Raw genomic sequence first — 24,574 nt, 5'->3', positions numbered from 1 at the left:
TTCCCCTTGGTCCTTGCCGGCATCCTCCTGCCGACCGGCCGCGCTGGCAAGAGCGGCCCGGGGCTTGCTACACCGCTCGCATGGGCTTCGCGCATGCCGTGGGTGGCACCCGCTACCTCTTCCCGGACCTTCGGACCCTGCTGGCGCGGGCGACGCCGCTGCGCTCGGGCGACGTGCTGGCCGGGCTGGCGGCGGAGACGGCGCAGGAGCGGGTGGCGGCGCAGCGGGCGCTGGCCGACCTGCCGCTGCGGCATTTCCTGAACGAGGCGGTGATCTCCTACGAGGCCGACGAGGTCACCAGGCTGATCCTCGACCGGCACGACGCTGCGGCCTTCGCCCCCGTCGCGCACCTGACCGTGGGCGGCTTCCGCGACTGGCTGCTGGCCGCCGAGCCGGCGGCGCTCGCCGCCCTCCGCCCCGGGCTGACGCCGGAGATGGCGGCCGGCGTCTCCAAGATCATGCGGCTGCAGGACCTGGTGGCGGTCGCGGCCCGGTGCCGCGTCACCAGCCGCTTCCGCAACACGCTCGGCCTGCCGGGGCGGCTCTCCATTCGCCTGCAGCCGAACGACCCGGTGGACGACCCGCGCGGCGTCGCCGCCGCCATCCTCGACGGGCTGCTGCTTGGCGCCGGGGATGCGGTCATCGGCGTAAACCCGGCGACCGACAACCTTGAGACCACCCTCCGCCTGCTCGACCTGCTGGATGCGGTGCGGGACCGCTATGCCATCCCGACCCAGAGCTGCGTCCTCGCCCATGTCACCACCAGCCTGCTGGCCATGGAACGCGGGGCGCCGGTCGATCTCGTCTTCCAGTCGATCGGTGGGACGGAGGGGGTGAACCGCAGCTTCGGCGTCTCGCTCGCCCTGCTGCGGGAGGCGCGTGAGGCGGCGCTTGCCTTGGGGCGCGGTACGGTCGGCACCGACTGCATGTATTTCGAGACCGGGCAGGGCAGCGCCCTCTCGGCCGAAGCGCATCACGGCTGCGACCAGCAGACCCTTGAGGCGCGGGCCTATGCGGTGGCGCGGGAGTTCTCGCCGCTGCTGGTGAACTCCGTCGTCGGCTTCATCGGGCCGGAATACCTGTTCGATGGCAAGCAGATCACCCGTGCGGGGCTGGAGGACCATTTCTGCGGCAAGCTGCTCGGCCTGCCGATGGGGGTGGATGTCTGCTACACCAACCATGCCGAGGCGGATCAGGACGACATGGACGCGCTGCTGACCCTGCTCGGCGTGGCCGGGGTCACCTATGTGATGGGCGTGCCTGGGGCGGATGACGTAATGCTGGCCTACCAATCCACCTCCTTCCATGACGGGCTCTACCTGCGGGCGGCGCTCGGGCGGAAGCCGGCGCCGGAATTCGAGGAATGGATGGAGCGCATGGGAATCGAGGCGGCGAGCGGGGCAGGACGGCTGCCGCTGGCCCCGGCGCTGATCGGCCTCGGATGAGCGTGCCGGTCCCTTGGGCAGAGCTGCGCCGCTTCACCTCGGCCCGCGTGGCGCTTGGCCGGGCCGGGCATGGGCTGCCGACCGCGGCGCATCTCGACTTCCAGGAAGCGCATGCGCGGGCACGGGATGCAGTGCATTCGGCGCTCGACCTCGATGCGCTGGAGGCGGCGCTCGGCCAGCCCGCCATCCGCGTTGCCAGCCAGGCGGCGGATCGCCGGACCTACCTCCTGCGCCCCGATCTCGGCCGGCGGCTCCGGCAGGCGGACCGTGCCCGCCTGCCGCCGACGCCCGGCGCTTTCCTTTTCGTCCTGGCGGACGGGCTCTGCGCCATCGGCGTGCAGCAGCAGGCTCCGGCGCTGATCGCCGCCGCCCGGCCGCTGCTGGAGGCGGCCGGCCTCGCCCTTGCCTCCATCGTCATCGCCAGCCAGGCCCGCGTCGCCCTCGGCGACGAGATCGGCGAGGCCATGGGCGCTGCCATGGTCGCCGTGCTGATCGGCGAGCGGCCCGGTCTCTCCGCCACCGACAGCCTCGGCCTCTACCTCACGCTCGGCCCCAAACGGGGGCGGACGGATGCCGAGCGCAACTGCATCTCCAACATCCGCCCCGGTGGCCTCGCGCCCGAGGCGGCGGCGGAGAAGCTGCTCTGGCTCGCCGGCGCCGCACGACGCCTGGGCGCCACCGGTGTCGCGCTGAAGGACGAGCAGCCCAACGCGCCACGGCTCGCCCCATGATCCGGGTCACCCACCGCATCGCCATTGCCGAGGATGAGCTGACCGAGGACTTCATCCGCGCCTCGGGCCCCGGCGGGCAGAACGTCAACAAGGTGGAGACGGCGGTGCAGCTCCGCTTCAATGCCCGACTCTCGCCCAACCTGCCCGATGCGGTGCGGGCGCGGCTGGAGCGGCTGGCGGGGCACCGGCTGACGCAGGATGGCGTCATCATCATCACCGCGCAGCGCTTTCGCACGCGGGAGCGGAACCGGGAGGATGCGCTGGAGCGCCTGCTCGAGCTGATCCGCGAGGCGGCAACCCCCCCCCCGCCGCCGCGTCGGCCGACGCGGCCGACCCTGGCCTCGAAGAAGCGCAGGCTGGAGGGGAAGGCGAAGCGGGCGGATGTGAAGAAGGGGCGGGGGCGGCAGCCGACGGACTGATCCTGGGGAAGGCCTTGCCTTCCCCGGACCCCATCCATCAGGCTAGAACCCGGCCTGACCGGTCCGAGTTCGCTATTCGTCCAAGGCCGAGGCGTTCTCGATCCAATTTCCCAAGGCCAACCCGCCGTCGACGGGCAGCACCGCGCCGGTCACATAGGGCATGCAACGGTCGGAGAGCAGCGGCACCACCGCCCGCGCGATGTCCTCCGTGCTGCCGACCCGGCCCATCGGCACCTTCCGCGCCAGCGCCGTGAAATCGCCCTGGAAGCCGCCGCCCGGGATTGCCCCCGGCGCCACCGCATTCACCCGGATGCCGGCCGGGCCGAAATACCGCGCCAGCTCCCGCACCAGCATGACCTGCCCGGCCTTGGCTGCACTGTAATGCGGCAGGTTGCGCGGCGTCGCGGCGTGGAGGGACGTGACGAAGACCATCCGCCCGCGCAGCCCGGCCTGCACCATCTGCTGGCCAAGCTTGCGGGCGAGGAAGAAGCCGGAGCGGAGGTTGGTATCGACCATCGCATCCCACTCCTCGGGAGTGACGGCGCCAACCGTCTGCCGCTCCGGGCGCGGCGGCGAGGCGCAATGGACCAGCATCGACACCGGTCCCTGCGCCGCGGCTGCCTCGGCCAGCGCCGCATGGCCGTCCGGGCTCGCCAGGTCGGCCTGCAGGAAGGCCGCTCGGCCACCGGCGGCCCGCAAGGCTTCGGCCACTGCCTCGCCCCGCGCCGTATGGAGGTCGCTCGCCAGCACCGTCGCCCCGCAGCGGCTGAGCCATTCCGCGACGCCGCGGCCGATGCCGGACCCCGCGCCGGTCACCAGCGCCACCTCCCCAGTGAAGAGATCGGTGGGATAGGGGTTGTCCTGGCTCATCTGCGTCTCCTCCGTCATCGGGCCGCGACCAGGGCGGCGAAATGCCGCTGCATCCGCCCGGCATCCGGCTCGATGCCGGTGAAGAGGCGGAAGGCGCCGACTGCCTGGAACACCGCCATGCCGCCGCCATCCAGCGTCTGGCAGCCGAGCGCGCGCGCCGTCCGCAGCAACGCCGTCTCGAGCGGGAAATAGATGATCTCGGCCACCCAGAGTGCCGGCCGCAGCAATTCCGGCGGCAGCGGCAGGCCGGGATAGGTCGCCATGCCGACCGGGGTGCAGTTCACCAGCCCATCCGCCGCGGCCATCGCCCCGGCCAGCTTCGTAGCCGCCACCGCTCGCGCGGCGCCGAACCGCGCCGCGAGCGCCTCGGCCAGCGTCCCGGCACGGCCCGCATCGGTGTCGAATACCACCAGCCGCTCCACCCCGAGCACCAGCAGCGCATGGGCTACCGCCGCCCCCGCGCCGCCGGCGCCGAGCTGCACCACCTGCCGCCATGCCGCATCCGGCAGGCCGCGGCGGAAGCCCTCGGCAAAGCCCGACCAGTCGGTATTGTGGCCGACCCGCTGGCCGTCATGGAACACGACGGTATTCACTGCCCCCAGGGCCCGCGCCTCATCCGACAGCTCGTCGAGCAGCGGGATGACAGCCTGCTTGCAGGGATGGGTAACGTTCACCCCGGCAAAGCCCAGGCGCTGCGTCGCGACCAGCAACTCGTCCAGCGCCTCGGGCCCGAGGCCGAGCGCGGTGAAATCCAGCCGACGATAGATGGCGCGCAGGCCCTGCTCCGCGCCCTCCCGCTCATGCATGGCCGGGGTGAGGGAGGCGCCGATATCGCTGCCGATCAGCGCGGCCAGATAGGCGGGCCTCCGGTCCCAGCTCTCGGCCACGGCTCGCTCCCCCGCCTTCCCACTTGCCGGGCACGGTACTCGCGGGTAGCTGCGGGTCAAGGAAAGCGGGAGGACCCATCGCAATGACCCTGCATCGCCGCGCCATCCTGGCTGGGCTCCTCCCGCTCGGCGCCCGCGTCGCCCTGGCGCAAGGCGAGCCCTGGCCCGCGCCGGGCCGCCCGGTCACCATCGTTGTCGCCTGGGCCCCCGGCGGCTCCACCGATTTCGTCGGCCGCGTGGTGGCGCAGCAGCTCTCCAAGGAGATCGGCGGCACTGTCGTGGTGGACAACCGCCCCGGCGCCTCCGGCACCGTGGGCCATGCAAGCGTCGCCCGCGCCCGGCCGGACGGCTACACGCTGCTGCTCGGGGTAAACTCCACCTATGCCATGTCGCGCCACCTCTTCCCGCAGCGTGGCTATGACGACGACATGGGTTTCGCCCCGATCGGGCGCATCGCTGTCTCGCCCATCTTCCTCTGCGTGACGCCGAGGCTCGGCACACCGAGCATCGCCGCCTTTGTCGCTCGCGCGAAGTCGATGCCGGGCAGGCTGAGCTACGGCTCTTCCGGCGCCGGCTCCTCCGCCCATCTGGCGACGGAGCTTTTCCTCCGCTCGGCGGGGATCGCGGTGCAGAACGTCACCTATCGCGGCGGGGCGCCGGCGGTGCAGGCGCTGGTGCAGGGCGAAGTGGAGATGGCCTTCGTCGATGCCGTCACTGCCCTGCCGCTGATGGCGAGCGGGCAGATCGCCGCCCTCGGCGTCAGCACGCCGGAGCGCAACCCGCTGGCGCCGGATGTGGCGACCATCGCCGAGAGCGGCTTCCCTGGCTTCCAGGCGACCAGCGACTTCGCCCTGCTCGCCCCGGCCGGCACGCCGGAGCCGATCATCCGCCGCCTTTCCGCCGGCCTCGCCGCCACGATGAAGAACCCGGAGGTGCTGGAGCGGCTGCGGCAGGGTTCCATCTTCCCGACCTTCGGCACACCGCAGGAATTCCCAGCCTATCTCGCCGCGGAAAGCGCCAAATGGGGCGAGGTGATCCGCAGCCGCGGGATCACGCTGGACTAGGGGCGAGCCGGGCCGCTTCGTCCCCGCCCTGGGGTGGTCCCTTCCGCCCAACTGCGCTCGCGGAGGCGCCTCCAGCCTGCTGTCTGGCAGGGCAGATCATCCCTCCCGCTCGGCACGGCGCGGGATACGGAGGCGATCGTTCATGCGACCCCGATTGCGGGTCCCGGCAGGATGCTGCCGCGGCATTCGCCGAAGCCTATGGATGCGAAGCCTTCGCGCCGGGCGTAGGCGCGAAGCACCAGCGCATCGTCATCCTCGAGGTAGCGTCGCTCCTCGCCCGAGCCGAGCCGCAGCGGCTGCTTGCCGCCTTGGGTGATCTCCAGCAGGCTGCCGAGGGCGGTGTCCTCCGGGCCGGAAAGGGTACCTGAGCCGAGCAGGTCCCCGGGTTGGAGGTTGCAGCCGTTGCTGGCGTGATGCGCCACCATCTGCGCCACCGTCCAGTACATGTGCCGCGTGCTGCTGAGGCCGAGCCGGTGTGGCGGCAGGCCCCGCTCCCGCAGGCCAGGCGTTTCCAGCAGCACTTCCAGCTCGAGATCCAAAGCGCCCTCGTGCTGATCGGCCTCGTCCAGCAGGTAGGGCAGGGGGGCCGGGTCGCCTTCGGGGCGCGGCGGCTGGGCCATGCGGAAGGGCGCCAGCGCCTCCGGCGTGATGACCCAGGGGCTGATCGTCGTACCGAAGCTCTTGCCGAGGAAGGGGCCGAGCGGCTGGTACTCCCAGGCCTGGATGTCGCGCGCCGACCAGTCGTTCAGCAGGCAATAGCCGGCGACGTGCCGAGCCGCCTCGCCGACCGACACCGGCTCGCCAAGCGCATTGCCGAGGCCGATCCAGACGCCGAGCTCCAGCTCGTAATCGAGGTTGCGGCAGGGGCCGAAGCTCGGCGCGTTCTCCTCCGGCCGCTTGCGCTGGCCTTGCGGCCGGCGGATGGCCGTGCCGGAGGGCACGACGGAGGAGGCGCGGCCGTGATAGCCGATGGGGACATATTTGTAGTTCGGCAGCAGCGGGTTGTCGGGGCGGAAGACCTTGCCGACATTGGTCGCGTGATGGATGCCGACATAGAAGTCGGTGTAGTCGCCGATCCGCGCCGGCAGGTGCGGCGTGCAGCCCTCGGCGGGGTGGAGGCAGGGCTCCAGCCTCGCCCGCTCCGCGCTGCCTTTGGCAAGCAGGGCCGAGAGCCGGGCGCGGAGCGCCATGCGCGGGCCGGTGCCGAGCGCGAAGAAGGCGTTGAGCGTGCCGCCCGCCATCGCCTCGACCGCACGTGCGGCCTCGCCCTCGAACAGCCCGGCCGCCTGCGCCGCGGCCAGATCGAGGATCATCGACCCGATGGCGACGCCGGCCCGCGGGCCGCCGCCCGGCGGCGAGACGACGCCGAGTGGCAGGTTCTGGATCGGGAAGTCCGGATGGCCGTTGGCCGAGGCCACCCAGCTGCGCAGCCCGGCGTCATGCGTCGCGTCGATCATGGGCATGCGGCTCACCACTCGCGCCGGTTGGGGTCGAAATGGCGCTGCAGCGCCTGGCCGTACTCGCCGTAATCGCGCTGCAACTCCGGCAGGCCGGCGGCATAGGCGGTGACGCGCTGCATGAAGCGCGTCTCGAACATGAAGGCCAACGTGCCTTCCAGCTTGTGCGGCTTCAGCTCCGCCTTGCTCGCCCCCTCGAAGGCGGACATGTCCGGCCCGTGCGGCAGCATGGTGTTGTGCAGCGAGAAGCCGCCCGGGGCGAAGCCGCCGCCCGTCTTGGCGTCATAAACGCCGTAGATCAGCCCCATGAACTCCGACATGACGTTCATGTGGTACCAGGGCGGGCGGAAGGTGTTCTCCGCCACCATCCAGCGCTCGGGGAAGATGACGAAGTCGATGTTTGCCGTGCCGGGCGTGTCGCTCGGCGAGGTGAGGACGGTGAAGATCGACGGGTCGGCATGGTCGAAGAGCACCGGCCCGACCGGCGAGTAGCGGCGGAGGTCATACTTGTAGGGCGCGTAGTTGCCGTGCCAGGCCACCACGTCGAGCGGCGAGGCGGGGATCTCCGCCGCCCAGAGGGTGCCGCCCCACTTCACCGTCAGCCGGCTCGGCACCTCGCGGTCTTCATAGGCGGCGACGGGGGTGAGGAAGTCGCGCGGATTGGCGAGGCAATTGGCGCCGATCGGCCCGCGCTCCGGCAGGGCGAGGGCGCCGCCGTAATTCTCGCAGACATAGCCGCGCGCGGGGCCGCCGCGGAGCTCCGCGCGGAATTTGACGCCGCGCGGAATCACCGCGATCTCGCCCGGCGCGATGTCGATCAGGCCGAACTCGGTCGCCAGCCGCAGCGCGCCCTGCTGGGGCACCAGCAACATCTCGGCATCGGCGTTGTAGAAATACTCGTCCTCCATGGAGCGGGTGGCGAAGTAGAGATGCGCCGCCATCCCGGCTTGGCTGCCGGCATCGCCCGCCGTGGTGACGGTGTGCATCCCCTCGATGAGCGACAGGCCCCGCTCCGGGATCGGCACCGGGCTCCAGCGCATCGGCGCCGGCGGCACCTCCACCTCCGCACAGGGCGCGGTGCGCCACTGGCCAGGATCGATGCGGCGGAACTGCCCCCAATTCGCGACCGTCGGACGGATGCGGTAGAGCCAGCTCCGCTCATTCGCCGCCCGCGGCGCGGTGAAGGGCGAGCCGCTGAGCTGTTCGGCATAGAGCCCGTAGGGGCAGCGCTGCGGCGAGTTGCGGCCAACCGGCAGGGCGCCCGGCAGCGCCTCCGTTTCGAATTGGTTGCCGAAGCCAGAGAGATAGGCCGGCTCCGCCGTGCCCGCGCCGGCGGCGGTGAAGGGCTGGACGAGGTTCATCTCTACCGCTCTCCCTCAGGACTGCGCTTCGGCGGATTTCATGGTGCTGCCCTGCTCCAGCGCCTGCCACATCTCGATGTCGCGCTCGGCGGTCCAGATGCGCGGGTGGTCGATGCCCTGCGCCTCGTCATAGGCGCGGCTCACATCGAAGGGCATGCAATGCTCGAAGATCACCCATTGCCCATATTTGGGTCGCATCGCCGCCATGGCCTCGTCATAGACCTGCTTCAACGTGGCGCCCTTGGCGACGCCCGCCTTGGCGATGCTGAAGAGGTCCGAGGTGAAGGCGATGGTGCCGGCGATGCCCTCCTCGACCTCGGCGCGGTTCATCAAGCTGCGGCCGCGGCCGGGCACCAGCTTCTCGGCGCCAAGCGCTCGCACGGCGGCCAGCGTCGCCGGCCAGTCGGTGAAATGCGCATCGCCGCAATAGGGCGTCGCGCCGAATTCCACGGTGTCGCCGGCGAAGAGCACCCGCTCCTTCGGCAGCCAAACCACCGTATCGCCCGCCGTATGGCTGCGGCCAATGTGGATGATCTGCACCTCGCGCCGGCCCATCCACAGCGTCATCCGCTTGTGGAAGACGACATGCGGCCAGGTGAGGCCGGGGATGCTTTCCTTGCCGCGGAACAGGCGCGGGAAGCGGCCGATTTCGCTGTCCATGTCCTGCTGTCCGCGCTCGACGATCAGGTCCCGCGTGGCGTCGGAGGCGATGATCTCCGCCCCTTCATAGCCCGAGGCGCCGAGCACGCGGACGGCGTGGTAGTGGCTCAGCACCACATGGCGGACGGGCTTGTCGGTCACCTGCCGGATGCGGGCGATGACGTCGCGCGCCATTGCGGGCGTCGCCTGGGCATCGACGACGAGCACGCCATCATCGCCGATGACCACGCCCGAATTGGGGTCGCCCTCCGCCGTCCAGCCATAAAGGCCGGGGCCGAGTTCCTCGAAAGAAACATTCTTGTCGGCAAGGTCCGTGGTGCTGGCGAAGCCTGACATGGGGACTCGTCCTCTCGGTGGGGCTCAGGCGGTGGTGCGCAGGGTGGCATCCTGCCCGGCGGGGCCGATGCCCTCGCGGGCCTTGGCCATAGCCTGGCGCAGAACGGTGGCATCGCCGACATGGTTCGCCAGGAGCAGGATCAGCCTGGCATTGACGAGGCTGCTTTGCTCCGGCGTCAGGTCGCGGTGCAGCGCGACCAGCGCCTCATAGAAGTCGTCCGGCGCGGCGATGTTGAGCTCGGTGTTCAGCATGGCGCCCTTTCAGCCCTGGCCGGTGGCGCGGGCCAGCGCGGCGTGCACCAGCGCCGGGTCGAAGCGGCGCCAGCGGGCGGCGACGTGCTGGTCCGGCCGCAGCAGGTAGGTGGTACCCGGCCGCGCATCGTAACGGAGGGCGAGCAGCCCGCCGGCATCCTCGATGACCGGCAGCCCGGCCGCCTTGCCGGGCGCGGCGCCAGCCGGCACGACCAGCAACGGTCGTAGTGGGCTTCCGCCGATGCCGGGGAGATCTTCCGGCGCCGCCTCACCGAAACAGAGAAGCGTGAAGCCGCCATGCTCGATCTGCGCAAGGAACCAGCCTTCCTCGCCGCCCGCCCGCACCGGCGCGTCGGCAGCCGGGGCGCCGGGCTGCATCGGCCCGTCGAAGGCTTCGGCATCGAGCGTGTTCAGTGGTGAGTCCCGGTAGGTGCTGGGCAGGGAGAGCCGCCCGCTGTTCACCAGCCGCCGGGCGAAGGCGCAATCGCGCGCGAGGCCCAGCGCGGCATCGCGGAAGGCCCGGCTCGCCTCGTTCTTCGGGGTGATGAAATCCGTGCTGCGGGTGGAGTTGAGGATGTTCTCGTCGGCCGCCTGCACCCGCTCGGCATCGTAGCTGTCGAGCAGGCTCGCCGGCGCCTGGCCCTGCACCACCAGCGCCAGCTTCCAGGCGAGGTTCTCCGCATCCTGCACGCCGCCATTCGCCCCGCGCGCGCCGAAGGGCGAGACGCCATGCGCGCTGTCGCCGGCGAAGAGCACGCGGCCGTGGCGGAAGCGCTCCATTCGCAGGCAGGAGAAGGTGTAGACGCTGACCCATTCCAGATCGAACCGCACCTTCGGCCCGAGCAGCGCCCGCACGCGGGGGATCACCCGTTCCGGCTGGCGCTCCGCCACCGGGTCGGCATCCCAGCCGAGCTGGAAGTCGATACGCCAGACGCCATCCGGCTGCTGGTGCAGCAGCACCGAATGGTTGGGGTGGAAGGGTGGGTCGAACCAGAACCAGCGCTCGGCGGGGAAGGGGGCATCCATGCGCACATCGGCGATGAGGAAGCGGTCGCGGAAGGTCTGGCCCTTGCTTTCCAACCCCATGGCGCGGCGGACCGGGCTGCGCGTGCCATCGGCGGCAACCAGCCAATCGGCCTGCAGCCGGTAGCCGCCCTCGGGCGTCTCGATCTCGAGCAGCACGCCATCCCCTTGCGGCTGCAGCCCCGTCACGCGGTTCTTCCAACGCAGGTCGATCAGCGGCAGCGCCCGCGCCCGCTCCAGCAGGAATCCTTCGACGTAGTACTGCTGCAGATTGATGAAGGCGGGGCGTCGATGCCCCGCCTCCGGCAGCAGGTCGAAGCTGTAGACCGGCTCCTCGCGGAAGAAGACCTTGCCACGGTTCCAGGTGATGCCCTGGCCGACCATGCGCCCGCCGCAGCCAAGCCGGTCGAAGATTTCCAGCGTGCGCTTGGCGAAGCAGATGGCCCGCGAGCCGGTGGAAAGCCTGTCATCCTCATCGAGCAGCACGACCCGAATGCCCTGCTGCGCCAGGTCGATGGCGGCGGCGAGGCCTACCGGCCCGGCGCCGACGATGACGACGGGGTGGCGCACCGGCCGCGGCGCATCCTGATCAGGCGAACGCGCATAGGGCAGGACGAGGGCTTGGTAGTCCACCCGCTCGGCCAGGCTGCCGTCCATTCCCGCTCCTCCGCGATACGGCTTGTCGCCGATCTTGCTACGCATTGTGTAATACGCTACGGATATTGTAGCTAAGCGAGGGGGGTTATCGTCAAGTGGCGTTCGATGGGCAGGTTGGGTCGGAGGATTCGCGCGGCGGGGTAAACTCGGTCGAGGTCGCGGGGCTTCTGCTGCGCATCCTGGCCGAGGCCGGCGGGCCGATGCGCCTCGCCGACCTGGCCCGCGCCGCCGGGATGCCCTCGGCCAAGGCGCATCGCTACCTGGTCAGCTTGGCCCGGGCCGGCCTCGCCGAGCAGGATGCGGCCACTACGCGCTACGAGCTCGGGCCGCTCATGCTGCGCGCCGGCCTTGCCGCGCTCGGCCGCTCCGACGCGTTGAAGCGGGCGGAGCGGGCGCTGGAGGCCATCGCCGCCCGCACCGGCGAGACCGCCGCCGCCGCCGTCTGGGGCACCCATGGCCCGACCCATGTGCGCCTGGTCGCGGCGCGGCACGAGCTGGCCGCCAGCGTCCCGCCCGGCCATGTCTGCCCGATGACCTACTCGGCCTCCGGCCTCGTCTTCTGCGCCTTCGGCGAGCCCGGCCTGACCCGCCCGCTGGCCGAGCGGGAACTGGCGCAGAACCGCGCCATCGCCCGCCCCTGCGCCCCGGCCTCGATGGCGGAGCTGGACTGGCTGGTGGCCACGGTGCGCGCCCGGGGCTTCGCCACGGTGGAGAACGAGGGGAATGGGGGGCTGGCCGCCGTCTCCGCCCCGGTCTTCGAGTCCGGGGGCGATCGCCTGTTGCTGGCGCTGACGGTCTTCGGCCGGGTCGGGCGCCTCAACGTGGCGCCGGACGGCCCTGTCGTCGCGCTGGTGGCGGAGGCGGCCCGCATCTTGGCCGCGGAGTTGTAAGGGCTCAGGCCGCCAGTAGCCCCTTGGCCCGCAATCGCTCCGGCGTCGCCGCCCGGGCGATCGCGTCCAGCAGCCCGCCCGCCTCGGCCGTGAACAGCGCGGCGGAGAAGACCGCCCGCGTGTTCAGCGCCTCCGGCAGCGGCCCGACGATCTCGATGTCCGGCACTGCCATCAGCTCGCTCACCTGCTGGATGGCGATCTCCGCCTCGCCAAGCGCCGCCAGCTCCGCCGTCAGCCCCTGCGGGATGACGGTCGCCTTGGCATTCACCGCCTCGGCGATGCCCAGCCGCTTGATCAGCCCGGCGAAGAAGATGCCGCTCGCCCCCGCACGCGAATAGGCGATGGACCGGGCGCTGAGCAGCGTCGCCCTGCAGGCCTCCGGCGTGGCGATGTCGGGCCGCGGCGCCCCGGCCCGCACCGCCATGCCGATGAGCGAGATGCAGAGGTCCCGCCGGCTGCCGGGGAGCAGGCGGCCCTCCGTCATTAGCGCCTCCACAGCCTCCGCCGTCAGGATGGCGAGGTCAGCCGCCTCACCCGCCTCGATGCGGCGGAGCAGGGCGGCGGTCGGGGCGAAATCGGCAGCGATGGGCTGGCCGATCTCCGCTTCCAGCCCTGGCAGCATCTCCTGCAGCAGCCCCATCACGGCCAGGGTGGAGAAAAGCCGGACGGGCGCACGGGGTTGTTCCAGCATGGTCAGCCTCTCCGGCCTGTGGGCGTTGACTCCGGGAGGCAGAGTGTGGCGGGCTGGCGGCAGGGATCAAGCAGAGCGCCGAAACAGGCCCGGAGAGGAAGCATGTCCGAGACCAGGATCGATGCCGTAATCGTCGGCGCCGGCTTCGCCGGCATGTACATGCTGCATCGGCTGCGCGGCCTCGGCATCGCGGCCGCGGTGCTGGAGCAGGGCGAGGATGTGGGCGGCACCTGGTACTGGAACCGCTATCCCGGCGCCCGCTGCGATGTCGAGAGCATGCAGTATTCCTTCTCCTTCCTGCCGGAGCTGCAGCAGGAATGGCGCTGGTCGGAGCGCTTCGCCTCGCAGCCGGAGATCCTGCGCTACGCCGCCCATGTGGCGGAGCGGCTGGACCTCAGGCGCGACATGCGCTTCCGCACGCGGGTGACGCGGGCCGCCTATGACGAGGCGAGCGCACTCTGGGCCGTCGAGACGGATGGAGGCGACCGCTATGTCGCGCAGTACTGCGTCATGGCGACGGGCTGCCTTTCCACCGCCAGGCTGCCGGAGATCGCCGGGCTGGAGAGCTTCCAGGGCGCCACCTACCATACCGGCCACTGGCCGCATGAGGGGGTGGATTTCAGCGGCCAGCGCGTCGCCGTCATCGGCACCGGCTCCTCCGCCATCCAGGCTATCCCGGTGATCGCCCGGCAGGCGGCGCAGCTCACCGTCTTCCAGCGGACGCCCAATTTCAGCATCCCTTCGCGCAACGCGCCGATGGACGACGACTACGAGTCCTGGTGGAAATCCGACTACGCTGCGCACCGGGCCAAGGCGCGTATGATGCGCACCGGCATCCTCTACGGCCTCAACGAAAAGTCGGCGCTCGAGGTGACGCCGGAGGAGCGCGAGGCGGAATACGAGGCGCGGTGGGCCCGCGGCGGCACCGCCTTCATGGGCGCCTTCAGCGACCTCATCACCAACCGGGAGGCGAACGACACGGCGGCGGAATTCGTCCGCCGCAAGATCCGCGGCATGGTCAAGGACCCGAAGGTTGCGGAAATCCTGGCGCCGAAGGGCTATCCGATTGGCACCAAGCGCATCTGCGTCGACACCGAGTATTTCGAGACCTTCAACCGCCCAAACGTCACGCTGGTGGACGTAAGGGAGGCGCTGATCGAAGCCATCACCCCGCGCGGGGTCCGCACCTGCTCTGGCGAGCACGAGTTCGACGCACTGGTCTTCGCCACCGGGTTCGATGCGATGACCGGGGCGCTGACCAGCATCAACATCCGCGGCCGCGGCGATCTCGGCCTCGCCGAGGCATGGGCCGAGGGGCCGCGCACCTATCTTGGGCTGATGGCGGCGGGCTTCCCCAACCTGTTCATGATCACCGGGCCGGGCAGCCCCTCCGTGCTGTCCAACATGATCGTCTCGATCGAGCAGCATGTCGACTGGCTGAGCGACTGCCTCGCCCATATGCGGGCGCGCGGCCTCGCCACCATCGAAGCAACGCCGGAGGCACAGGAAGCCTGGGTCGCCCACGTGAACGAGGTCGCCGACCGCACGCTCTACCCGCAGGCGGCGTCCTGGTACATGGGCGCTAATGTGCCCGGCAAGCCGCGCGTCTTCATGCCCTATATCGGCGGCGTCGGCACCTATCGGGAGAAGTGCGCCGAGATCGCGGCGAAGGGCTATGAGGGCTTCCGCCTCTCCACCGGCGCGATGCCGGCGGCCGCGGCAGAGTAAAGCCTACTTCTTGCGCGCCTTGCGGGCGGCGTAGCGCGCGTCGCGCGCCGCCTTCTGCTCGGCGGCCAGCGCCAGGGCGCGCTCGCGCTTCTCGTTGTCGAGGATCTGGGCGCGCGTCTCGCGGTCGGCATTCTCGAGGGCGAGCGCACGGGCCTCCTCGGCGCGGCGAGCGGCCTCCTCGATCTCACGCTGGCGGGCCTCGGTGGCAAGGCGCTCCTGCTCGGCGCGACGGGCGGCTTCCTCGGCGGCGAGGCGGGCGAGTTCGGCCTCCTTGGCGGCCTTCCGCTCGGCGATGCGGGCCTCACGGGCCTCGGCGATCGCCTTCTGCTGCGCCAGCCGCTCCTGAACCGCGGGGTCATCCGGCTTCGGCTGGTTGCGGAAGCGGTCCATCAGCGCCTGGCGGGCTTTGTTGGCGTTGCTCAGGCGGTCATTGAAATTGTCGGGTTTAAAGGCGGGCATGGCGCGCTTCTACTCAAACAGGGCCCATATGTACAGGTGGTAACCGCGCCGGAGCCATGACGTCTCGGCATGGCACCGAGCCATCACGAATCGGCGAAAGCCATGCTGGCGTACGGTTTCGCGCCGAACGGCCTCGACAGGCGAGGCGTGGCGGTTCTATCTCCGGATCAACCCCAAAAGCCGATCCTGCGCACCGACCGGTCCTCCGGCGGCATCGGAGTTCCGACCATGTGCGAGCCCCTTCCGATCCGGTTCGGCTGACCGGATGCCGGTCCTGACCGTCCAGCACGTCACCACCTACCGGTACCGCCAGCCGGTCGCATTCGGCGAGCACCGGATGATGCTGCGGCCGCTGGAGGGCCATGATCAGCGCCTGCTCGACCAAGTGCTGATCATCACGCCGAAGCCGGTGGAGCTGCGCTGGCTGCACGATGTCTTCGGCAACAGCGTCGCCGTCGCGCGCTTCGCCAGCCGTGCGCGCGAACTCCGCTTCGACAGCCGGGTGCGGCTCGAGCATTCGCCGGGCAATGCGCTGGAGCTGCCGGCTGGCGAGGGAGCCGAGACCTATCCCTTCTCCTATGCGGTGGAGGAGATGCCTGACCTTTCCCGCTCCATCGAGCGGCAATATCCGGATCCGGACGGCGAGCTGGATCGCTGGGCACGGCAATTCCTGCGCAAGGACGGCCCGACCGGAACGCGGGAGCTGCTGGCCGGCATCACCCATGCGATCCGCGCCCGCTTCACCTACGTGTCGCGCCAGGAGAAGGGCGTGCAGGAGCCGCTGGCGACGCTTCGCCTCGGCAGCGGCTCCTGCCGCGACTTCGCCGTGCTGATGATCGAGGCAGTGCGCGCCCTTGGCTTCGCCGCCCGCTTCGTCACCGGCTACCTCTACGTGCCACGCGAAGGCGGGCGGATCGGCGGCGGCGCCACCCATGCCTGGCTGCGCGTCTATGTCCCCGGCGCCGGCTGGGTGGAACTCGATCCGACCAACGGCATCATCGGCAACCGCGACCTGATCCGCGTCGCCGTTGCCCGTGACCACCGCCAGGCGGTGCCGCTGCATGGCAGCTGGACCGGCTTCCCCGCCGACAGCCTCGGCATGAGCGTCGATGTTACCGTCACGGAAGCGGTGCCGAATGCGCCGTCCCGTCCCTGATCTCAGCTAAGGATCCCGCCCATGCGCATCCGCGCCGGCTACCAGATCGTCTATGACTGCCCACAGCCGACCCCGATGCTGCTGATGGTCAGCCCGCATCCCTCCCGCTTGACGGATCTGGAGTCGCCGCACGAGATCTTCTTCGATCCGCCCGTTCCGGCGCGGCAGTACAATGACGGCTTCGGCAACCTCTGCACGCGCGTCACCGCGCCGGCGGGGCGGCTGACCATCTCGGCCGACCTGGTGATGCGCGATCCGGGCACCTGGGACCGGGTGGTGCCCGAGGCGATGCAGCATCCGCTGGAGGAGCTGCCGGACGAGGCGATCGTCTTCCTGCTCGGCAGCCGCTATTGCGAGACGGATCGGCTGTCGGACACAGCCTGGTCGCTCTTCGCCGGCACGCAGCCGGGCTGGGCCCGGGTGCAGGCGATCTGCGACTGGGTCCACAACCACATCACCTTCGGCTACGAGCATGCGAACTCCCAGCGCACGGCCTGGGGCGCCTATATGGATCGCCGCGGCGTCTGCCGCGATTATGCCCACCTGGCGGTCGCCTTCTGCCGCTGCCTCAACATCCCGGCGCGCTACTGCACCGGCTGGCTCGGCGATATCGGCGTGCCGCCGGGCGGGCCGATGGATTTCGCGGCCTGGTTCGAGGTCTATCTCGGCGGCGAGTGGCACACTTTCGATGCCCGCAACAACCAGCCGCGCATCGGCCGCATCCTGATGGCGCGCGGCCGCGATGCGACCGATGTGGCGATCAGCACCAGCTTCGGCCCCTGCATGCTGGTGGATTTCCAGGTGGTGACCGACGAGATCCCGGGGTGAGGCCGGCGGTCACCACGCTCAACCCGGAGGGCGCTTCGCCCTTCGTCCTGCTTTGCGAGCACGCTTCGAACCATATCCCCGATTCCTATGCCGGGCTCGGACTGGGGCCGGCAGACCTAGCGCGGCATATCGCCTGGGATATCGGGGCGGCGGCGCTGGCCCGGCTGCTCTCGGAGCGGCTGGATGCACCGCTCTTCCTGTCCGGCTATTCGCGGCTGCTGATCGACTGCAACCGGCCGCTCGGGGCGCCGACCTCCATCCCGCTCCGCAGCGAGGATACCGACATCCCCGGCAACCTGGACCTTCCGGCCGAGGAGGTCGCGGCCCGACAGAAGCGCTATTTCCGGCCCTTCCACGACGCCGTCGCCGCTTGCCTCGATGCACGGCGCGGCGGGCCTGCCATCGTCATCGGCGTGCACAGCTTCACCCCGGTCTATCAGGGCGTGCGCCGCCCCTGGCATGCCGGCCTGCTCTATGCCGGGGCGGCGGCGCTCGGACGCGGGTTGATCGAGGCCCTGGCCGCCGACCGGGCGCTGGTGATCGGCGACAACGAGCCCTACCGGATCGAGCCCGAGCACGACTACACCGTGCCGGTGCATGGCGATGCGCGCGGCCTGCCAGCGGCGCTGGTCGAGGTACGGCAGGACCTGCTGGCCGATGACGCGGGCGTGGAAGCCTGGGCGGCGCGCCTCGTGCCGGCGCTCAGGGCAGTTCAAGCCTCACGCTGATGGCGGCGCTGGCGATCACCGCCACGTCGCTGCCCTCGTCATCCGGCACGTCGAGCCCGCCCTTCACCACCCGCACCGTGACGATGCCATGCGGCAGCGAGGCCCGCACCCGCTCGGCATCGACGCGCTCCGGCTGCTGCACGCCGATGGTGACATCGACCAGCATGGTCTTCGGGTCGACCTTCAGCGAGCGCAGCATGGTCAGGGAGGAGTGGTGCAGCGCATCCTGCACCGCCCGCAGCGCCGCCTTGGTATAGTCGCCGCCGTGGAGGTCGTTGCCGGCGCCCATCTCCAGGATCACGCGCCGTGCGGTCATGCCGGCCGCTCCGGCAGGTCCAGCCGGACGATAGCGGCGGCATGGGCCATGACGGTGGAGCCGGTGCCCGCCTCGTTCGGGATCTCGAGCCCGCCTTCCACCACCGTCACCGTGCCGGTGCCATGCGGCAGCACGGCCAGCACGGCATCCTTATCGACCTGCTCGGGCTTCGGCACGCCAATCCGCACCTCCACCTCCATGCTGTCGACATGCAGTCCGAGCGCATGGGTGATGGTGAGGGAGTTGTGCCAGAGCGCATCGCGCAGCGCCCGCACCGCGGCCTTGGTATAGTCGGTGCCACGGATATCGGTCCCCATGCCGAGCTCCAGCACCATGCGTTTCATCGGCATGTGCTACCCTTTCTCCACATTCCAGAACACCGGCACCGGGCCTTTCAGCAGGCCCTTGAGGCTGCTCCGCCAGGCCGCCGGCGGCAGGTACTGGCCGAGCGGGATGAAGGGCACGGTCTCGAAGGCGCGGCGCTGGATCGCCTGGTCGAGCCGGCGCAGCTCCGCCTCGTCGGTACCCTCCATCCAGCGGTCTCGCATCGCCTCGAGCTCGGCATCCTCCGGCCAGCCGAACCAGGCACCCCGGCCGTTGCCACGGATGTTGGAAGCGAAGACCGGGTCGCGGTACTCCGCCGCCGGGTAGCCGGCCGGGAAGACGGACCAGCCGCCGCGCTCCAGCGGCTCCATGCTGGTGCGGCGCTGGACGACGGTGCCCCAGTCCATCGCCTGGTCGTCGATGTTGAGGCCGACCGCGCGCCAGGCCGCGGCCGCGACGCTCGACATGGCGTCGTAGAAGGTCTGATCGGTCGGGTGCATCAGCAGGATGCGCTCGCCGCCATAGCCGGCCTCGGCCAGCATCCGCCTGATCTCGTCCGGGCTGCGGCGGCGCCGTACCGCCTCCATCCCGGCCTCGCTGGCCGAGGGCGTGCCGGGCAGGAAGAAGCCGACCGGGGCACGGAAGAGCGAGCGGTCCTCGCCCATCACCGCCGTCATCACCTCCACCTGGTCGATCGCCGCCAGCATGGCGCGGCGGACGCCCGGATTGGCCGTGGCGCCATGCAGGTGGTTCGGCCGGAACGCGCCGAAGGTGCCGTACTGGTCGAGCGCCCCGACCGTGACGCCCCGCGCCCGCTTCAGCCGCGGCAGCAGGTCGGGCAAGGGCTGGTCGACCCAGTCCACCTCGCCGTTGATCAGCGCATTCGCCGCCGTCCCCGCATCGGGGATGATGCGCCACTCGACGCGGTCCACCATCACCCGATAGCCGCCGGCGGCGTAGCTGGCGGGCTCCTCGCGCGGCCGGTAGGCATCGAAGCGGGCGAAGACGGCACGGCTGCCCGGCACATACTCCTCCGCTACCCAGCGGAAGGGGCCGCTGCCGGTGATTTCAGTGATTTGCCGGAAAGGGTCGGTCCGCGCCACGCGCTCGGGCATGATGACGGGGCTCGGCTGGGTCTTCGCCAGGGCATAGGGGAGGGAAGCGAAGGGCTTGTTCAGCCGCCAGGCCAGGGTGCGGTCATCCGGCGCCTCCAGGGCGTCGAGCCGGGCGGCGATGGTCTGGCCGATCGGGTCGCGCACCATCCAGCGGCGCAGCGAGGCGATGCAGTCCCGTGCCAGCACCGGCTCGCCGGTATGGAAGCGCAGGCCCTCGCGCAGCCGCATCGTCCAGCGCCGCGCTCCATCCTCCACGCGATGCCCCTCGACCATCTGCGGCTGTGGGTTCAGCGCCTCGTCGCGCCCGTAGAGCGTCTCGAAGAGCAGGTGCGCGGCATTGCGGGTGACGACCGCCGTGGTCCAGACCGGGTCGAGGCTGGTGAGGTTGGCCTGCGGCACATGGACCAGCACCCGCGGCTCGGCGGCGAGCGCCGGCAGGGCAAGGCCGGCGGGCAGGGCAGCCAGCAATTGGCGGCGTCGCATCCTCGGCACTCCTCCGTGACCGGCCCTTGGACGGGCCTTGGCGACGAGTGTCCTCCCGCTGGCCCGTCGCTGCAATGCCTGCCACAAATCCAGGCAGCGGCCGTATCGCCGAGGCCGGATGTCGGGCGCTTGGTGCTTGCGCCACCCGCGCCGCAGCGCATCATGCCGGCCGGCAGCGACCCAGGATCCGTATGAGCACCCGCAAGCCCATCAAGCTCGGCCTTTCGATGCGTTACCTCGGCTACCACGCCGCGGCCTGGCGCCACCCGGAGGCCGATCCCGGCGCCGCTTCCAAGTTGAGCCACTTCCTCCGCATCGCCCGCACGGCGGAGGCAGCGAAGCTCGACATGCTCTTCCTCGCCGACGGCATCGGGCTGCGCACCCGGGACGACCCGCCGGGCGCCCTCTGCCGCTCGCACCAGACGGCGGAGCTGGAGCCGCTGACCCTGCTCTCGGCGCTCGCCGGGCTGACCAGCCGCATCGGCCTCGTCGCCACTGCCTCCACCACCTACAACGAACCCTTCCACATCGCTCGCAAATGGGCCTCCCTCGACCATCTGAGCGGCGGCCGCGCCGGCTGGAACATCGTCACCTCCTGGTCGGAGGCGGAGGCGTGGAATTTCAACCGCGACCAGCACATGGAATACGACCTGCGCTACGAGCGCGCCGCCGAATTCGTCGAGGTGGTGAAGGGGCTCTGGGATTCCTGGGAGGGCGATGCGCTGGTTCACGACAAGGCCAGCGGCATCTTCTTCGATCAGTCGAAGCTCCATGTGCTCGACCACAAGGGCAAGCATTTCAAGGTGCGCGGCCCGCTGACCGTCGCCCGCACACCGCAGGGCCGGCCGATCCTGGTGCAGGCCGGCGCCTCGGAGCAGGGGCTGGAGATCGCCGCGCGCAGCGCCGATGTCGTCTATTCAGCGTCGCATACGCTGGAGGCGGCGCGCGACTACTACGCCAAGCTCAAGGGGCGGCTTGCCAAATACGGCCGTGACTGGGACGATCTGAAGGTGATGCCCGGCATCACCTATTTCATCGGCCGCACTCAGGCCGAGGCGCAGGCGAAGCTCGACCAGCTGAATGACCTCGTCGCGCCGGAGCTTGGCCTCTCCTACCTCTACGGCCAGATGGGCGACCTCAGCGGCTACGACCTCGACGGGCCGGTGCCGGAGCCGCAGGATCCGCGCATCCGCAGCATGGCACGCATGGCGCTCGACTTGGCGCGGCGCGAGAACCTCTCCATCCGCCAGCTTTACAGCCGCATCGCCGCCGGCTTCGGCGGCCGCGTGGTGGTGGGCACGCCGGAAAGCATCGTCGACGACATGGAGGAGTGGGTCGCGGCTGGCGCGGCGGACGGGTTCAACATCTGCCCGCCGGTGCTGCCGGTCGGCCTCGACGATTTCGTCGAGCTGGTGCTGCCGGAGCTGCGCCGGCGCGGCATGTTCCGCACCGAATACGAGGGGACGACGCTGCGCGAGAACCTTGGCGTGCCCATGCCGGCCAACCGCTACGCGGCGGCACGCGGATAAGCATGCGCGCCACCGCCTCCCCGCCTGGCCCGGGGTGAGGGTTAGCGCCGCCGCACGCCCTTCAGATCGCGTACCGCGCCGCGCGCCGCGCTGGTCACCATCGCCGCATAGGCCTGCAGCGCGGTCGAGACCTGGCGCTTGCGCGGCTGCGCCGGCTGCCAGGCGGCCGCACCCTTCGCCTCCATGGCAGCGCGGCGCTCGGCCAGCACCGCATCCGGCACGGCGAGGTTGATGCGCCGGTTCGGGATGTCGATCTCGATCCGGTCGCCATCCTCGACCAGCCCGACCAGCCCGCCCTCCGCCGCCTCGGGCGACAGATGCCCGATGGACAGCCCCGAGGAGCCGCCGGAGAAGCGCCCATCCGTCACCAGGGCGCAGACCTTCCCGAGCCCCTTCGACTTCAGGTAGCTCGTCGGATACAGCATCTCCTGCATCCCCGGCCCGCCGCGCGGCCCTTCATAGCGCACCAGCACCACATCGCCCGGCTGCACCGCGCCGCCGAGGATGCCCTCGACCGCCGCATCCTGGCTCTCGAAGACCCGTGCCGGGCCGGAGAAGGCGAGGATGCTGGCATCGACGCCCGCCGTCTTCACGATGCAGCCCTCTTCGGCCAGGTTGCCGTAGAGCACCGCAAGGCCGCCATCCTGCGAGAAGGCATGCTCCTTGTCGCGGATCACGCCGCCGGCGCGGTCCGTGTCGAGGCTTTCCCAGCGCTCGCCCTGGCTGAAGGCGACCGTGGTCGGGATGCCGCCCGGCGCCGCCTGGAAGAAGTGCCGAACCTTGTCGTCCGCCGTCCGGTGCACGTCCCACCGCGCCAGCGCCTCGGCGAGGCTCGGTGCATCGACCCGGCTGACGGAGGTGTCGATCAGCCCCGCGCGGTCGAGCTCGCCGAGGATGCCCATGATGCCACCCGCCCGGTGGACGTCCTCCACATGCACGTTGGCGACCGAGGGAGCCACCTTGCAGAGCACCGGCACCCGGCGCGAGAGCCGGTCGATATCCTGCATGGTGAAGCCGACGCCGCCCTCATGCGCCGCCGCCAGCAGGTGCAGCACGGTGTTGGTGGAGCCGCCCATGGCGATGTCGAGCGTCATCGCGTTCTCGAAGGCCGTCATGGTGGCGATGCTGCGCGGCAGGACGGAGAAGTCCTCCGTCTCGTAATGCGCCCGGGTGATCTCGACGATCTTCCGCCCCGCCTCGAGGAAGAGCGCCTTGCGGTCAGCATGCGTCGCCACGACCGTGCCGTTGCCGGGCAGGGCGAGGCCCAGCGCCTCCGTCAGGCAGTTCATCGAATTGGCGGTGAACATGCCGGAGCAGGAGCCGCAGGTCGGGCAGGCCGAACGCTCGATGACGGCCACCTCCTCATCCGTCACATTGGGGTCGGCGGCGACGATCATGGCGTCGATCAGATCGACCGAGCGCTTCTGCCCGCGATGCACCACCTTGCCGGCTTCCATCGGCCCACCGGAGACGAAGATGGTCGGGATGTTGAGGCGCATGGTCGCCATCAGCATCCCCGGCGTGATCTTGTCGCAGTTGGAGATGCAGACCATGGCATCGGCGCAATGCGCGTTGACCATGTACTCGACGCTGTCGGCGATGAGGTCGCGGGAGGGCAGGCTGTAGAGCATGCCGTCATGCCCCATGGCGATGCCGTCATCCACCGCGATGGTGTTGAATTCCTTGGCGACGCCGCCCGCCGCCTCGATCTCCCGAGCGACCAGCTGACCGAGGTCCTTCAGATGGACATGGCCGGGGACGAATTGGGTGAAGCTGTTGACCACTGCGATGATCGGCTTGCCGAAATCCCCGTCCTTCATGCCGGTGGCGCGCCAAAGGCCCCGAGCGCCGGCCATGTTGCGGCCATGGGTGGTGGTGCGGGAACGGTAGTGCGGCATCGGACGGTCCTTCTCGAACGTGGCTTCCATATTACCAAGCCGTGTCGGCGGCCACCCCTTCGCCGTGGCGCATCCCTGGCCTAAGCTGACGGCATGGGGCAGGGGGTCCTTCAGCCGCTGCGGGCGCCGATGAACCCTGGCCCCGCACGGCCGCCGGTCGTGCTCGGTGCCAGCCCGGCCCTTTCCGGCGGAGGCGAGGAGCGGAAACTCGATGACCTATGCCTGGGTGGCTGTCGGCAGCGCGCTCGGCGGCATGGCGCGCTACTGGCTCGTCCTGGCGACCTTCCCGCTCTTCGGACCGGTCTTTCCCTGGGCGACGGTGTTCATCAACATCCTCGGCTCCTTCGTCATCGGCTGGTTCGGGGCGCTGACGATGGAGGGGCGCTGGGCGGTGCCGGCGGAAATGCGGGCCTTCGTCATGGTCGGGCTTTGCGGCGGCTTCACCACCTTTTCCTCCTTCAGCCTGCAGACCCTGGAGCTGATCCAGAAGGGAAGAATGGATCTGGCGCTTGCCAATATTGGGCTCTCGGTCCTGGTCTGCCTCGGGGCCGTGGCGCTCGGCTACTGGTTCGGGCAGGGATAAGGCGGATTTCGGTTGCTATATCGTATCGATTGAGCAAGCTTCGGCATCGGACCACCCGAACGGTCGACCTTCAGCCGGAGATGCCTTCGTGCCCGACCCCGATCCCAGTCAGAACGGCGCCGCCTGGTTCCAGGCTGAGCTCATGGCCCTCGGCGAAACCCCGGGTAGCCTGGCCCGGCTGATGAAGCGGTGCGGCGACGATCGGACGCCGCGCAACATCCTCCGCTCCATCCAGCGGATGGGCGCGGGCGATGTCCGGGTTTCGGGCGAGATGCGGGTCCTGCTCCATGTCCTGGCGCAGACCCGGCGGCGGAAGGCGGAGGGCTGGAGCGGACGACGAGGTTCGAACTCGCGACATTCAGATTGGAAATCTGACGCTCTACCAGCTGAGCTACGTCCGCCCGTGGAACAAGGGCTGGCCACCAGCCAGCGTTGACCCCGTTCACGCTTCCTGATAGGGCCAGCCGCGCCGGCCGGCAAGGGTGCTGGCTGGTATTGCCGAGAATTGTGCCTATATCCCGCGTGGTTTTGCGGGGGAATTCAGGCGGCGGCTCCCTGTCCGCCGGACGGGCCTCGGGCAAGCGACACGACCAGACGGGATAGCGGAGCCGGGCAATGGCGAAGGCGAAGTTTGAGCGGAACAAGCCGCACTGCAACATTGGGACGATCGGGCACGTCGACCAT

26 protein-coding genes and 1 tRNA gene are annotated in these 24,574 nt (G+C 70.3%); 12 read left to right on the top strand and 15 right to left on the bottom strand.

Annotated elements, in window-relative coordinates; genetic code table 11:
- Window positions 1–80: 80 nt before the first annotated feature.
- The 3 genes from LH62_RS00360 to arfB are packed head-to-tail and all read left to right on the top strand — an operon-like array spanning window position 81 to window position 2,595.
- Window positions 81–1,445, top strand: coding sequence for an ethanolamine ammonia-lyase subunit EutB (locus LH62_RS00360; RefSeq protein WP_043358499.1), 1,365 nt, complete (start codon window positions 81–83; stop codon window positions 1,443–1,445).
- Window positions 1,442–2,176: an ethanolamine ammonia-lyase subunit EutC gene (gene eutC, locus LH62_RS00355; protein ID WP_043358497.1), complete on the top strand. Its 735-nt coding sequence runs from the start codon at window positions 1,442–1,444 to the stop codon at window positions 2,174–2,176. Before LH62_RS00360 ends, eutC begins: the two co-directional genes overlap by 4 nt.
- Entirely contained in the window at window positions 2,173–2,595 is a 423-nt protein-coding gene (arfB, locus tag LH62_RS00350; protein WP_043358495.1) for an alternative ribosome rescue aminoacyl-tRNA hydrolase ArfB, read from the top strand. Before eutC ends, arfB begins: the two co-directional genes overlap by 4 nt.
- Before the next feature lie 72 nt (window positions 2,596–2,667).
- On the opposite strand, the gene LH62_RS00345 is transcribed toward arfB, so the two are convergent.
- Window positions 2,668–3,465 (bottom strand): SDR family NAD(P)-dependent oxidoreductase, encoded by a 798-nt coding sequence (locus LH62_RS00345; RefSeq protein WP_043364866.1) that lies wholly within the window; start codon window positions 3,463–3,465, stop codon window positions 2,668–2,670.
- 14 nt (window positions 3,466–3,479) lie between these two features.
- The gene (locus LH62_RS00340; RefSeq protein WP_043358493.1) at window positions 3,480–4,352 is read right to left on the bottom strand and encodes a shikimate dehydrogenase; all 873 of its coding nucleotides are present in this window, start codon (window positions 4,350–4,352) and stop codon (window positions 3,480–3,482) included.
- Between the two features lie 83 nt (window positions 4,353–4,435).
- Between LH62_RS00340 and LH62_RS00335 the strand changes: the two genes are divergently transcribed.
- The gene (locus tag LH62_RS00335) at window positions 4,436–5,416 is read left to right on the top strand and encodes a tripartite tricarboxylate transporter substrate binding protein (RefSeq protein WP_043358491.1); all 981 of its coding nucleotides are present in this window, start codon (window positions 4,436–4,438) and stop codon (window positions 5,414–5,416) included.
- A 140-nt stretch (window positions 5,417–5,556) separates the two neighbouring features.
- Here the strand turns inward: LH62_RS00335 and fahA are convergent, their stop codons facing one another.
- The 5 genes from fahA to LH62_RS00310 are packed head-to-tail and all read right to left on the bottom strand — an operon-like array spanning window position 5,557 to window position 11,162.
- Window positions 5,557–6,879 carry a fumarylacetoacetase gene (gene fahA / locus LH62_RS00330; protein ID WP_043358489.1) on the bottom strand — a complete coding sequence of 441 codons (1,323 nt, stop codon included), beginning with the start codon at window positions 6,877–6,879 and terminating at the stop codon, window positions 5,557–5,559.
- A 5-nt stretch (window positions 6,880–6,884) separates the two neighbouring features.
- Complete coding sequence (hmgA, locus tag LH62_RS00325) at window positions 6,885–8,234, bottom strand: homogentisate 1,2-dioxygenase (protein WP_043358486.1); 1,350 nt, start codon at window positions 8,232–8,234, stop codon at window positions 6,885–6,887.
- 15 nt (window positions 8,235–8,249) lie between these two features.
- On the bottom strand, window positions 8,250–9,230 hold the full coding sequence (locus LH62_RS00320; protein WP_043358484.1) for an MBL fold metallo-hydrolase: 981 nt from the start codon (window positions 9,228–9,230) through the stop codon (window positions 8,250–8,252).
- 24 nt (window positions 9,231–9,254) lie between these two features.
- Window positions 9,255–9,482: a DUF2783 domain-containing protein gene (locus tag LH62_RS00315; RefSeq protein WP_043358482.1), complete on the bottom strand. Its 228-nt coding sequence runs from the start codon at window positions 9,480–9,482 to the stop codon at window positions 9,255–9,257.
- Between the two features lie 9 nt (window positions 9,483–9,491).
- A complete protein-coding gene (locus LH62_RS00310; protein WP_043358479.1) occupies window positions 9,492–11,162 on the bottom strand; it encodes an FAD-dependent oxidoreductase in 1,671 nt (556 codons plus the stop codon).
- Window positions 11,163–11,257: 95 nt separating this feature from the next.
- Here LH62_RS00310 and LH62_RS00305 point away from each other — a divergent pair, with 95 nt between their 5' ends.
- The gene (locus tag LH62_RS00305) at window positions 11,258–12,052 is read left to right on the top strand and encodes an IclR family transcriptional regulator (RefSeq protein WP_052213533.1); all 795 of its coding nucleotides are present in this window, start codon (window positions 11,258–11,260) and stop codon (window positions 12,050–12,052) included.
- A 4-nt stretch (window positions 12,053–12,056) separates the two neighbouring features.
- On the opposite strand, the gene LH62_RS00300 is transcribed toward LH62_RS00305, so the two are convergent.
- A complete protein-coding gene (locus tag LH62_RS00300; RefSeq protein WP_043358476.1) occupies window positions 12,057–12,743 on the bottom strand; it encodes a substrate-binding domain-containing protein in 687 nt (228 codons plus the stop codon).
- A 102-nt stretch (window positions 12,744–12,845) separates the two neighbouring features.
- On the opposite strand from LH62_RS00300, the gene LH62_RS00295 reads away from it, so the two are divergent.
- A complete protein-coding gene (locus LH62_RS00295; protein ID WP_043358474.1) occupies window positions 12,846–14,471 on the top strand; it encodes an NAD(P)/FAD-dependent oxidoreductase in 1,626 nt (541 codons plus the stop codon).
- A 3-nt stretch (window positions 14,472–14,474) separates the two neighbouring features.
- Here the strand turns inward: LH62_RS00295 and LH62_RS00290 are convergent, their stop codons facing one another.
- A complete protein-coding gene (locus tag LH62_RS00290) occupies window positions 14,475–14,930 on the bottom strand; it encodes a DUF6481 family protein (RefSeq protein ID WP_043358472.1) in 456 nt (151 codons plus the stop codon).
- Window positions 14,931–14,999: 69 nt separating this feature from the next.
- Here LH62_RS00290 and LH62_RS30025 point away from each other — a divergent pair, with 69 nt between their 5' ends.
- The 4 genes from LH62_RS30025 to LH62_RS00275 are packed head-to-tail and all read left to right on the top strand — an operon-like array spanning window position 15,000 to window position 17,642.
- Entirely contained in the window at window positions 15,000–15,191 is a 192-nt protein-coding gene (locus LH62_RS30025) for a hypothetical protein (protein ID WP_144404315.1), read from the top strand.
- Between the two features lie 4 nt (window positions 15,192–15,195).
- Window positions 15,196–16,086: a transglutaminase family protein gene (locus tag LH62_RS00285; protein WP_043358470.1), complete on the top strand. Its 891-nt coding sequence runs from the start codon at window positions 15,196–15,198 to the stop codon at window positions 16,084–16,086.
- Window positions 16,087–16,107: 21 nt separating this feature from the next.
- Window positions 16,108–16,914: a transglutaminase family protein gene (locus LH62_RS00280; protein ID WP_043358467.1), complete on the top strand. Its 807-nt coding sequence runs from the start codon at window positions 16,108–16,110 to the stop codon at window positions 16,912–16,914.
- Window positions 16,911–17,642, top strand: a complete 732-nt coding sequence (locus tag LH62_RS00275) for an N-formylglutamate amidohydrolase (protein ID WP_043358465.1) — start codon at window positions 16,911–16,913, stop codon at window positions 17,640–17,642. The genes LH62_RS00280 and LH62_RS00275 overlap by 4 nt, the downstream gene beginning before the upstream one ends.
- Here the strand turns inward: LH62_RS00275 and LH62_RS00270 are convergent.
- From LH62_RS00270 to LH62_RS00260, 3 genes are read right to left on the bottom strand one after another with little or no spacing between them, the layout of a single operon-like run.
- Window positions 17,617–17,958 (bottom strand): Lin0512 family protein, encoded by a 342-nt coding sequence (locus tag LH62_RS00270; RefSeq protein WP_043358462.1) that lies wholly within the window; start codon window positions 17,956–17,958, stop codon window positions 17,617–17,619. The two genes, LH62_RS00275 and LH62_RS00270, sit on opposite strands and share 26 nt — an antisense overlap.
- Window positions 17,955–18,308, bottom strand: a complete 354-nt coding sequence (locus LH62_RS00265) for a Lin0512 family protein (RefSeq protein WP_043358460.1) — start codon at window positions 18,306–18,308, stop codon at window positions 17,955–17,957. The genes LH62_RS00270 and LH62_RS00265 overlap by 4 nt, the downstream gene beginning before the upstream one ends.
- A gap of 3 nt (window positions 18,309–18,311) precedes the next feature.
- On the bottom strand, window positions 18,312–19,880 hold the full coding sequence (locus tag LH62_RS00260) for an ABC transporter substrate-binding protein (protein WP_043358458.1): 1,569 nt from the start codon (window positions 19,878–19,880) through the stop codon (window positions 18,312–18,314).
- A 191-nt stretch (window positions 19,881–20,071) separates the two neighbouring features.
- Between LH62_RS00260 and LH62_RS00255 the strand changes: the two genes are divergently transcribed.
- Entirely contained in the window at window positions 20,072–21,409 is a 1,338-nt protein-coding gene (locus LH62_RS00255) for an LLM class flavin-dependent oxidoreductase (RefSeq protein ID WP_043358456.1), read from the top strand.
- Window positions 21,410–21,450: 41 nt separating this feature from the next.
- On the opposite strand, the gene ilvD is transcribed toward LH62_RS00255, so the two are convergent.
- Window positions 21,451–23,307 (bottom strand): dihydroxy-acid dehydratase, encoded by a 1,857-nt coding sequence (ilvD, locus tag LH62_RS00250; RefSeq protein WP_043364864.1) that lies wholly within the window; start codon window positions 23,305–23,307, stop codon window positions 21,451–21,453.
- Between the two features lie 211 nt (window positions 23,308–23,518).
- Here ilvD and crcB point away from each other — a divergent pair, with 211 nt between their 5' ends.
- Complete coding sequence (gene crcB / locus LH62_RS00245) at window positions 23,519–23,890, top strand: fluoride efflux transporter CrcB (protein ID WP_043358453.1); 372 nt, start codon at window positions 23,519–23,521, stop codon at window positions 23,888–23,890.
- 70 nt (window positions 23,891–23,960) lie between these two features.
- Here the strand turns inward: crcB and LH62_RS28875 are convergent, their stop codons facing one another.
- A complete protein-coding gene (locus LH62_RS28875; protein ID WP_082012260.1) occupies window positions 23,961–24,179 on the bottom strand; it encodes a hypothetical protein in 219 nt (72 codons plus the stop codon).
- A gap of 36 nt (window positions 24,180–24,215) precedes the next feature.
- Window positions 24,216–24,291, bottom strand: a tRNA-Gly gene (locus LH62_RS00235).
- Window positions 24,292–24,574: the final 283 nt, after the last annotated feature.

Source organism: Belnapia sp. F-4-1 (assembly GCF_000802185.1).
In the GTDB taxonomy this organism is placed as follows: domain Bacteria; phylum Pseudomonadota; class Alphaproteobacteria; order Acetobacterales; family Acetobacteraceae; genus Belnapia.
Note: the sequence above shows the minus strand (reverse complement) of the source record. Positions and strands in the feature narration are given on the sequence as shown.

Bases quoted from the DNA above. Each gene is read 5' to 3' on its own strand.
- ilvD (WP_043364864.1), bottom strand. From the start codon at position 23,307: ATGCCGCACTACCGTTCCCGCACCACCACCCATGGCCGCAACATGGCC.
- arfB (WP_043358495.1), top strand. From the start codon at position 2,173: ATGATCCGGGTCACCCACCGCATCGCCATTGCCGAGGATGAGCTGACC.
- LH62_RS00270 (WP_043358462.1), bottom strand. From the start codon at position 17,958: ATGACCGCACGGCGCGTGATCCTGGAGATGGGCGCCGGCAACGACCTC.
- LH62_RS00290 (WP_043358472.1), bottom strand. From the start codon at position 14,930: ATGCCCGCCTTTAAACCCGACAATTTCAATGACCGCCTGAGCAACGCC.
- LH62_RS00335 (WP_043358491.1), top strand. From the start codon at position 4,436: ATGACCCTGCATCGCCGCGCCATCCTGGCTGGGCTCCTCCCGCTCGGC.
- LH62_RS00255 (WP_043358456.1), top strand. From the start codon at position 20,072: ATGAGCACCCGCAAGCCCATCAAGCTCGGCCTTTCGATGCGTTACCTC.
- LH62_RS00265 (WP_043358460.1), bottom strand. From the start codon at position 18,308: ATGCCGATGAAACGCATGGTGCTGGAGCTCGGCATGGGGACCGATATC.
- LH62_RS00260 (WP_043358458.1), bottom strand. From the start codon at position 19,880: ATGCGACGCCGCCAATTGCTGGCTGCCCTGCCCGCCGGCCTTGCCCTG.
- fahA (WP_043358489.1), bottom strand. From the start codon at position 6,879: ATGCCCATGATCGACGCGACGCATGACGCCGGGCTGCGCAGCTGGGTG.
- LH62_RS00310 (WP_043358479.1), bottom strand. From the start codon at position 11,162: ATGGACGGCAGCCTGGCCGAGCGGGTGGACTACCAAGCCCTCGTCCTG.
- LH62_RS28875 (WP_082012260.1), bottom strand. From the start codon at position 24,179: ATGGAGCAGGACCCGCATCTCGCCCGAAACCCGGACATCGCCCGCGCC.
- LH62_RS00295 (WP_043358474.1), top strand. From the start codon at position 12,846: ATGTCCGAGACCAGGATCGATGCCGTAATCGTCGGCGCCGGCTTCGCC.
- LH62_RS00320 (WP_043358484.1), bottom strand. From the start codon at position 9,230: ATGTCAGGCTTCGCCAGCACCACGGACCTTGCCGACAAGAATGTTTCT.
- hmgA (WP_043358486.1), bottom strand. From the start codon at position 8,234: ATGAACCTCGTCCAGCCCTTCACCGCCGCCGGCGCGGGCACGGCGGAG.
- LH62_RS00280 (WP_043358467.1), top strand. From the start codon at position 16,108: ATGCGCATCCGCGCCGGCTACCAGATCGTCTATGACTGCCCACAGCCG.
- LH62_RS00360 (WP_043358499.1), top strand. From the start codon at position 81: ATGGGCTTCGCGCATGCCGTGGGTGGCACCCGCTACCTCTTCCCGGAC.
- LH62_RS00300 (WP_043358476.1), bottom strand. From the start codon at position 12,743: ATGCTGGAACAACCCCGTGCGCCCGTCCGGCTTTTCTCCACCCTGGCC.
- LH62_RS00345 (WP_043364866.1), bottom strand. From the start codon at position 3,465: ATGAGCCAGGACAACCCCTATCCCACCGATCTCTTCACTGGGGAGGTG.
- crcB (WP_043358453.1), top strand. From the start codon at position 23,519: ATGACCTATGCCTGGGTGGCTGTCGGCAGCGCGCTCGGCGGCATGGCG.
- LH62_RS30025 (WP_144404315.1), top strand. From the start codon at position 15,000: ATGGCACCGAGCCATCACGAATCGGCGAAAGCCATGCTGGCGTACGGT.
- LH62_RS00285 (WP_043358470.1), top strand. From the start codon at position 15,196: ATGCCGGTCCTGACCGTCCAGCACGTCACCACCTACCGGTACCGCCAG.
- LH62_RS00315 (WP_043358482.1), bottom strand. From the start codon at position 9,482: ATGCTGAACACCGAGCTCAACATCGCCGCGCCGGACGACTTCTATGAG.
- eutC (WP_043358497.1), top strand. From the start codon at position 1,442: ATGAGCGTGCCGGTCCCTTGGGCAGAGCTGCGCCGCTTCACCTCGGCC.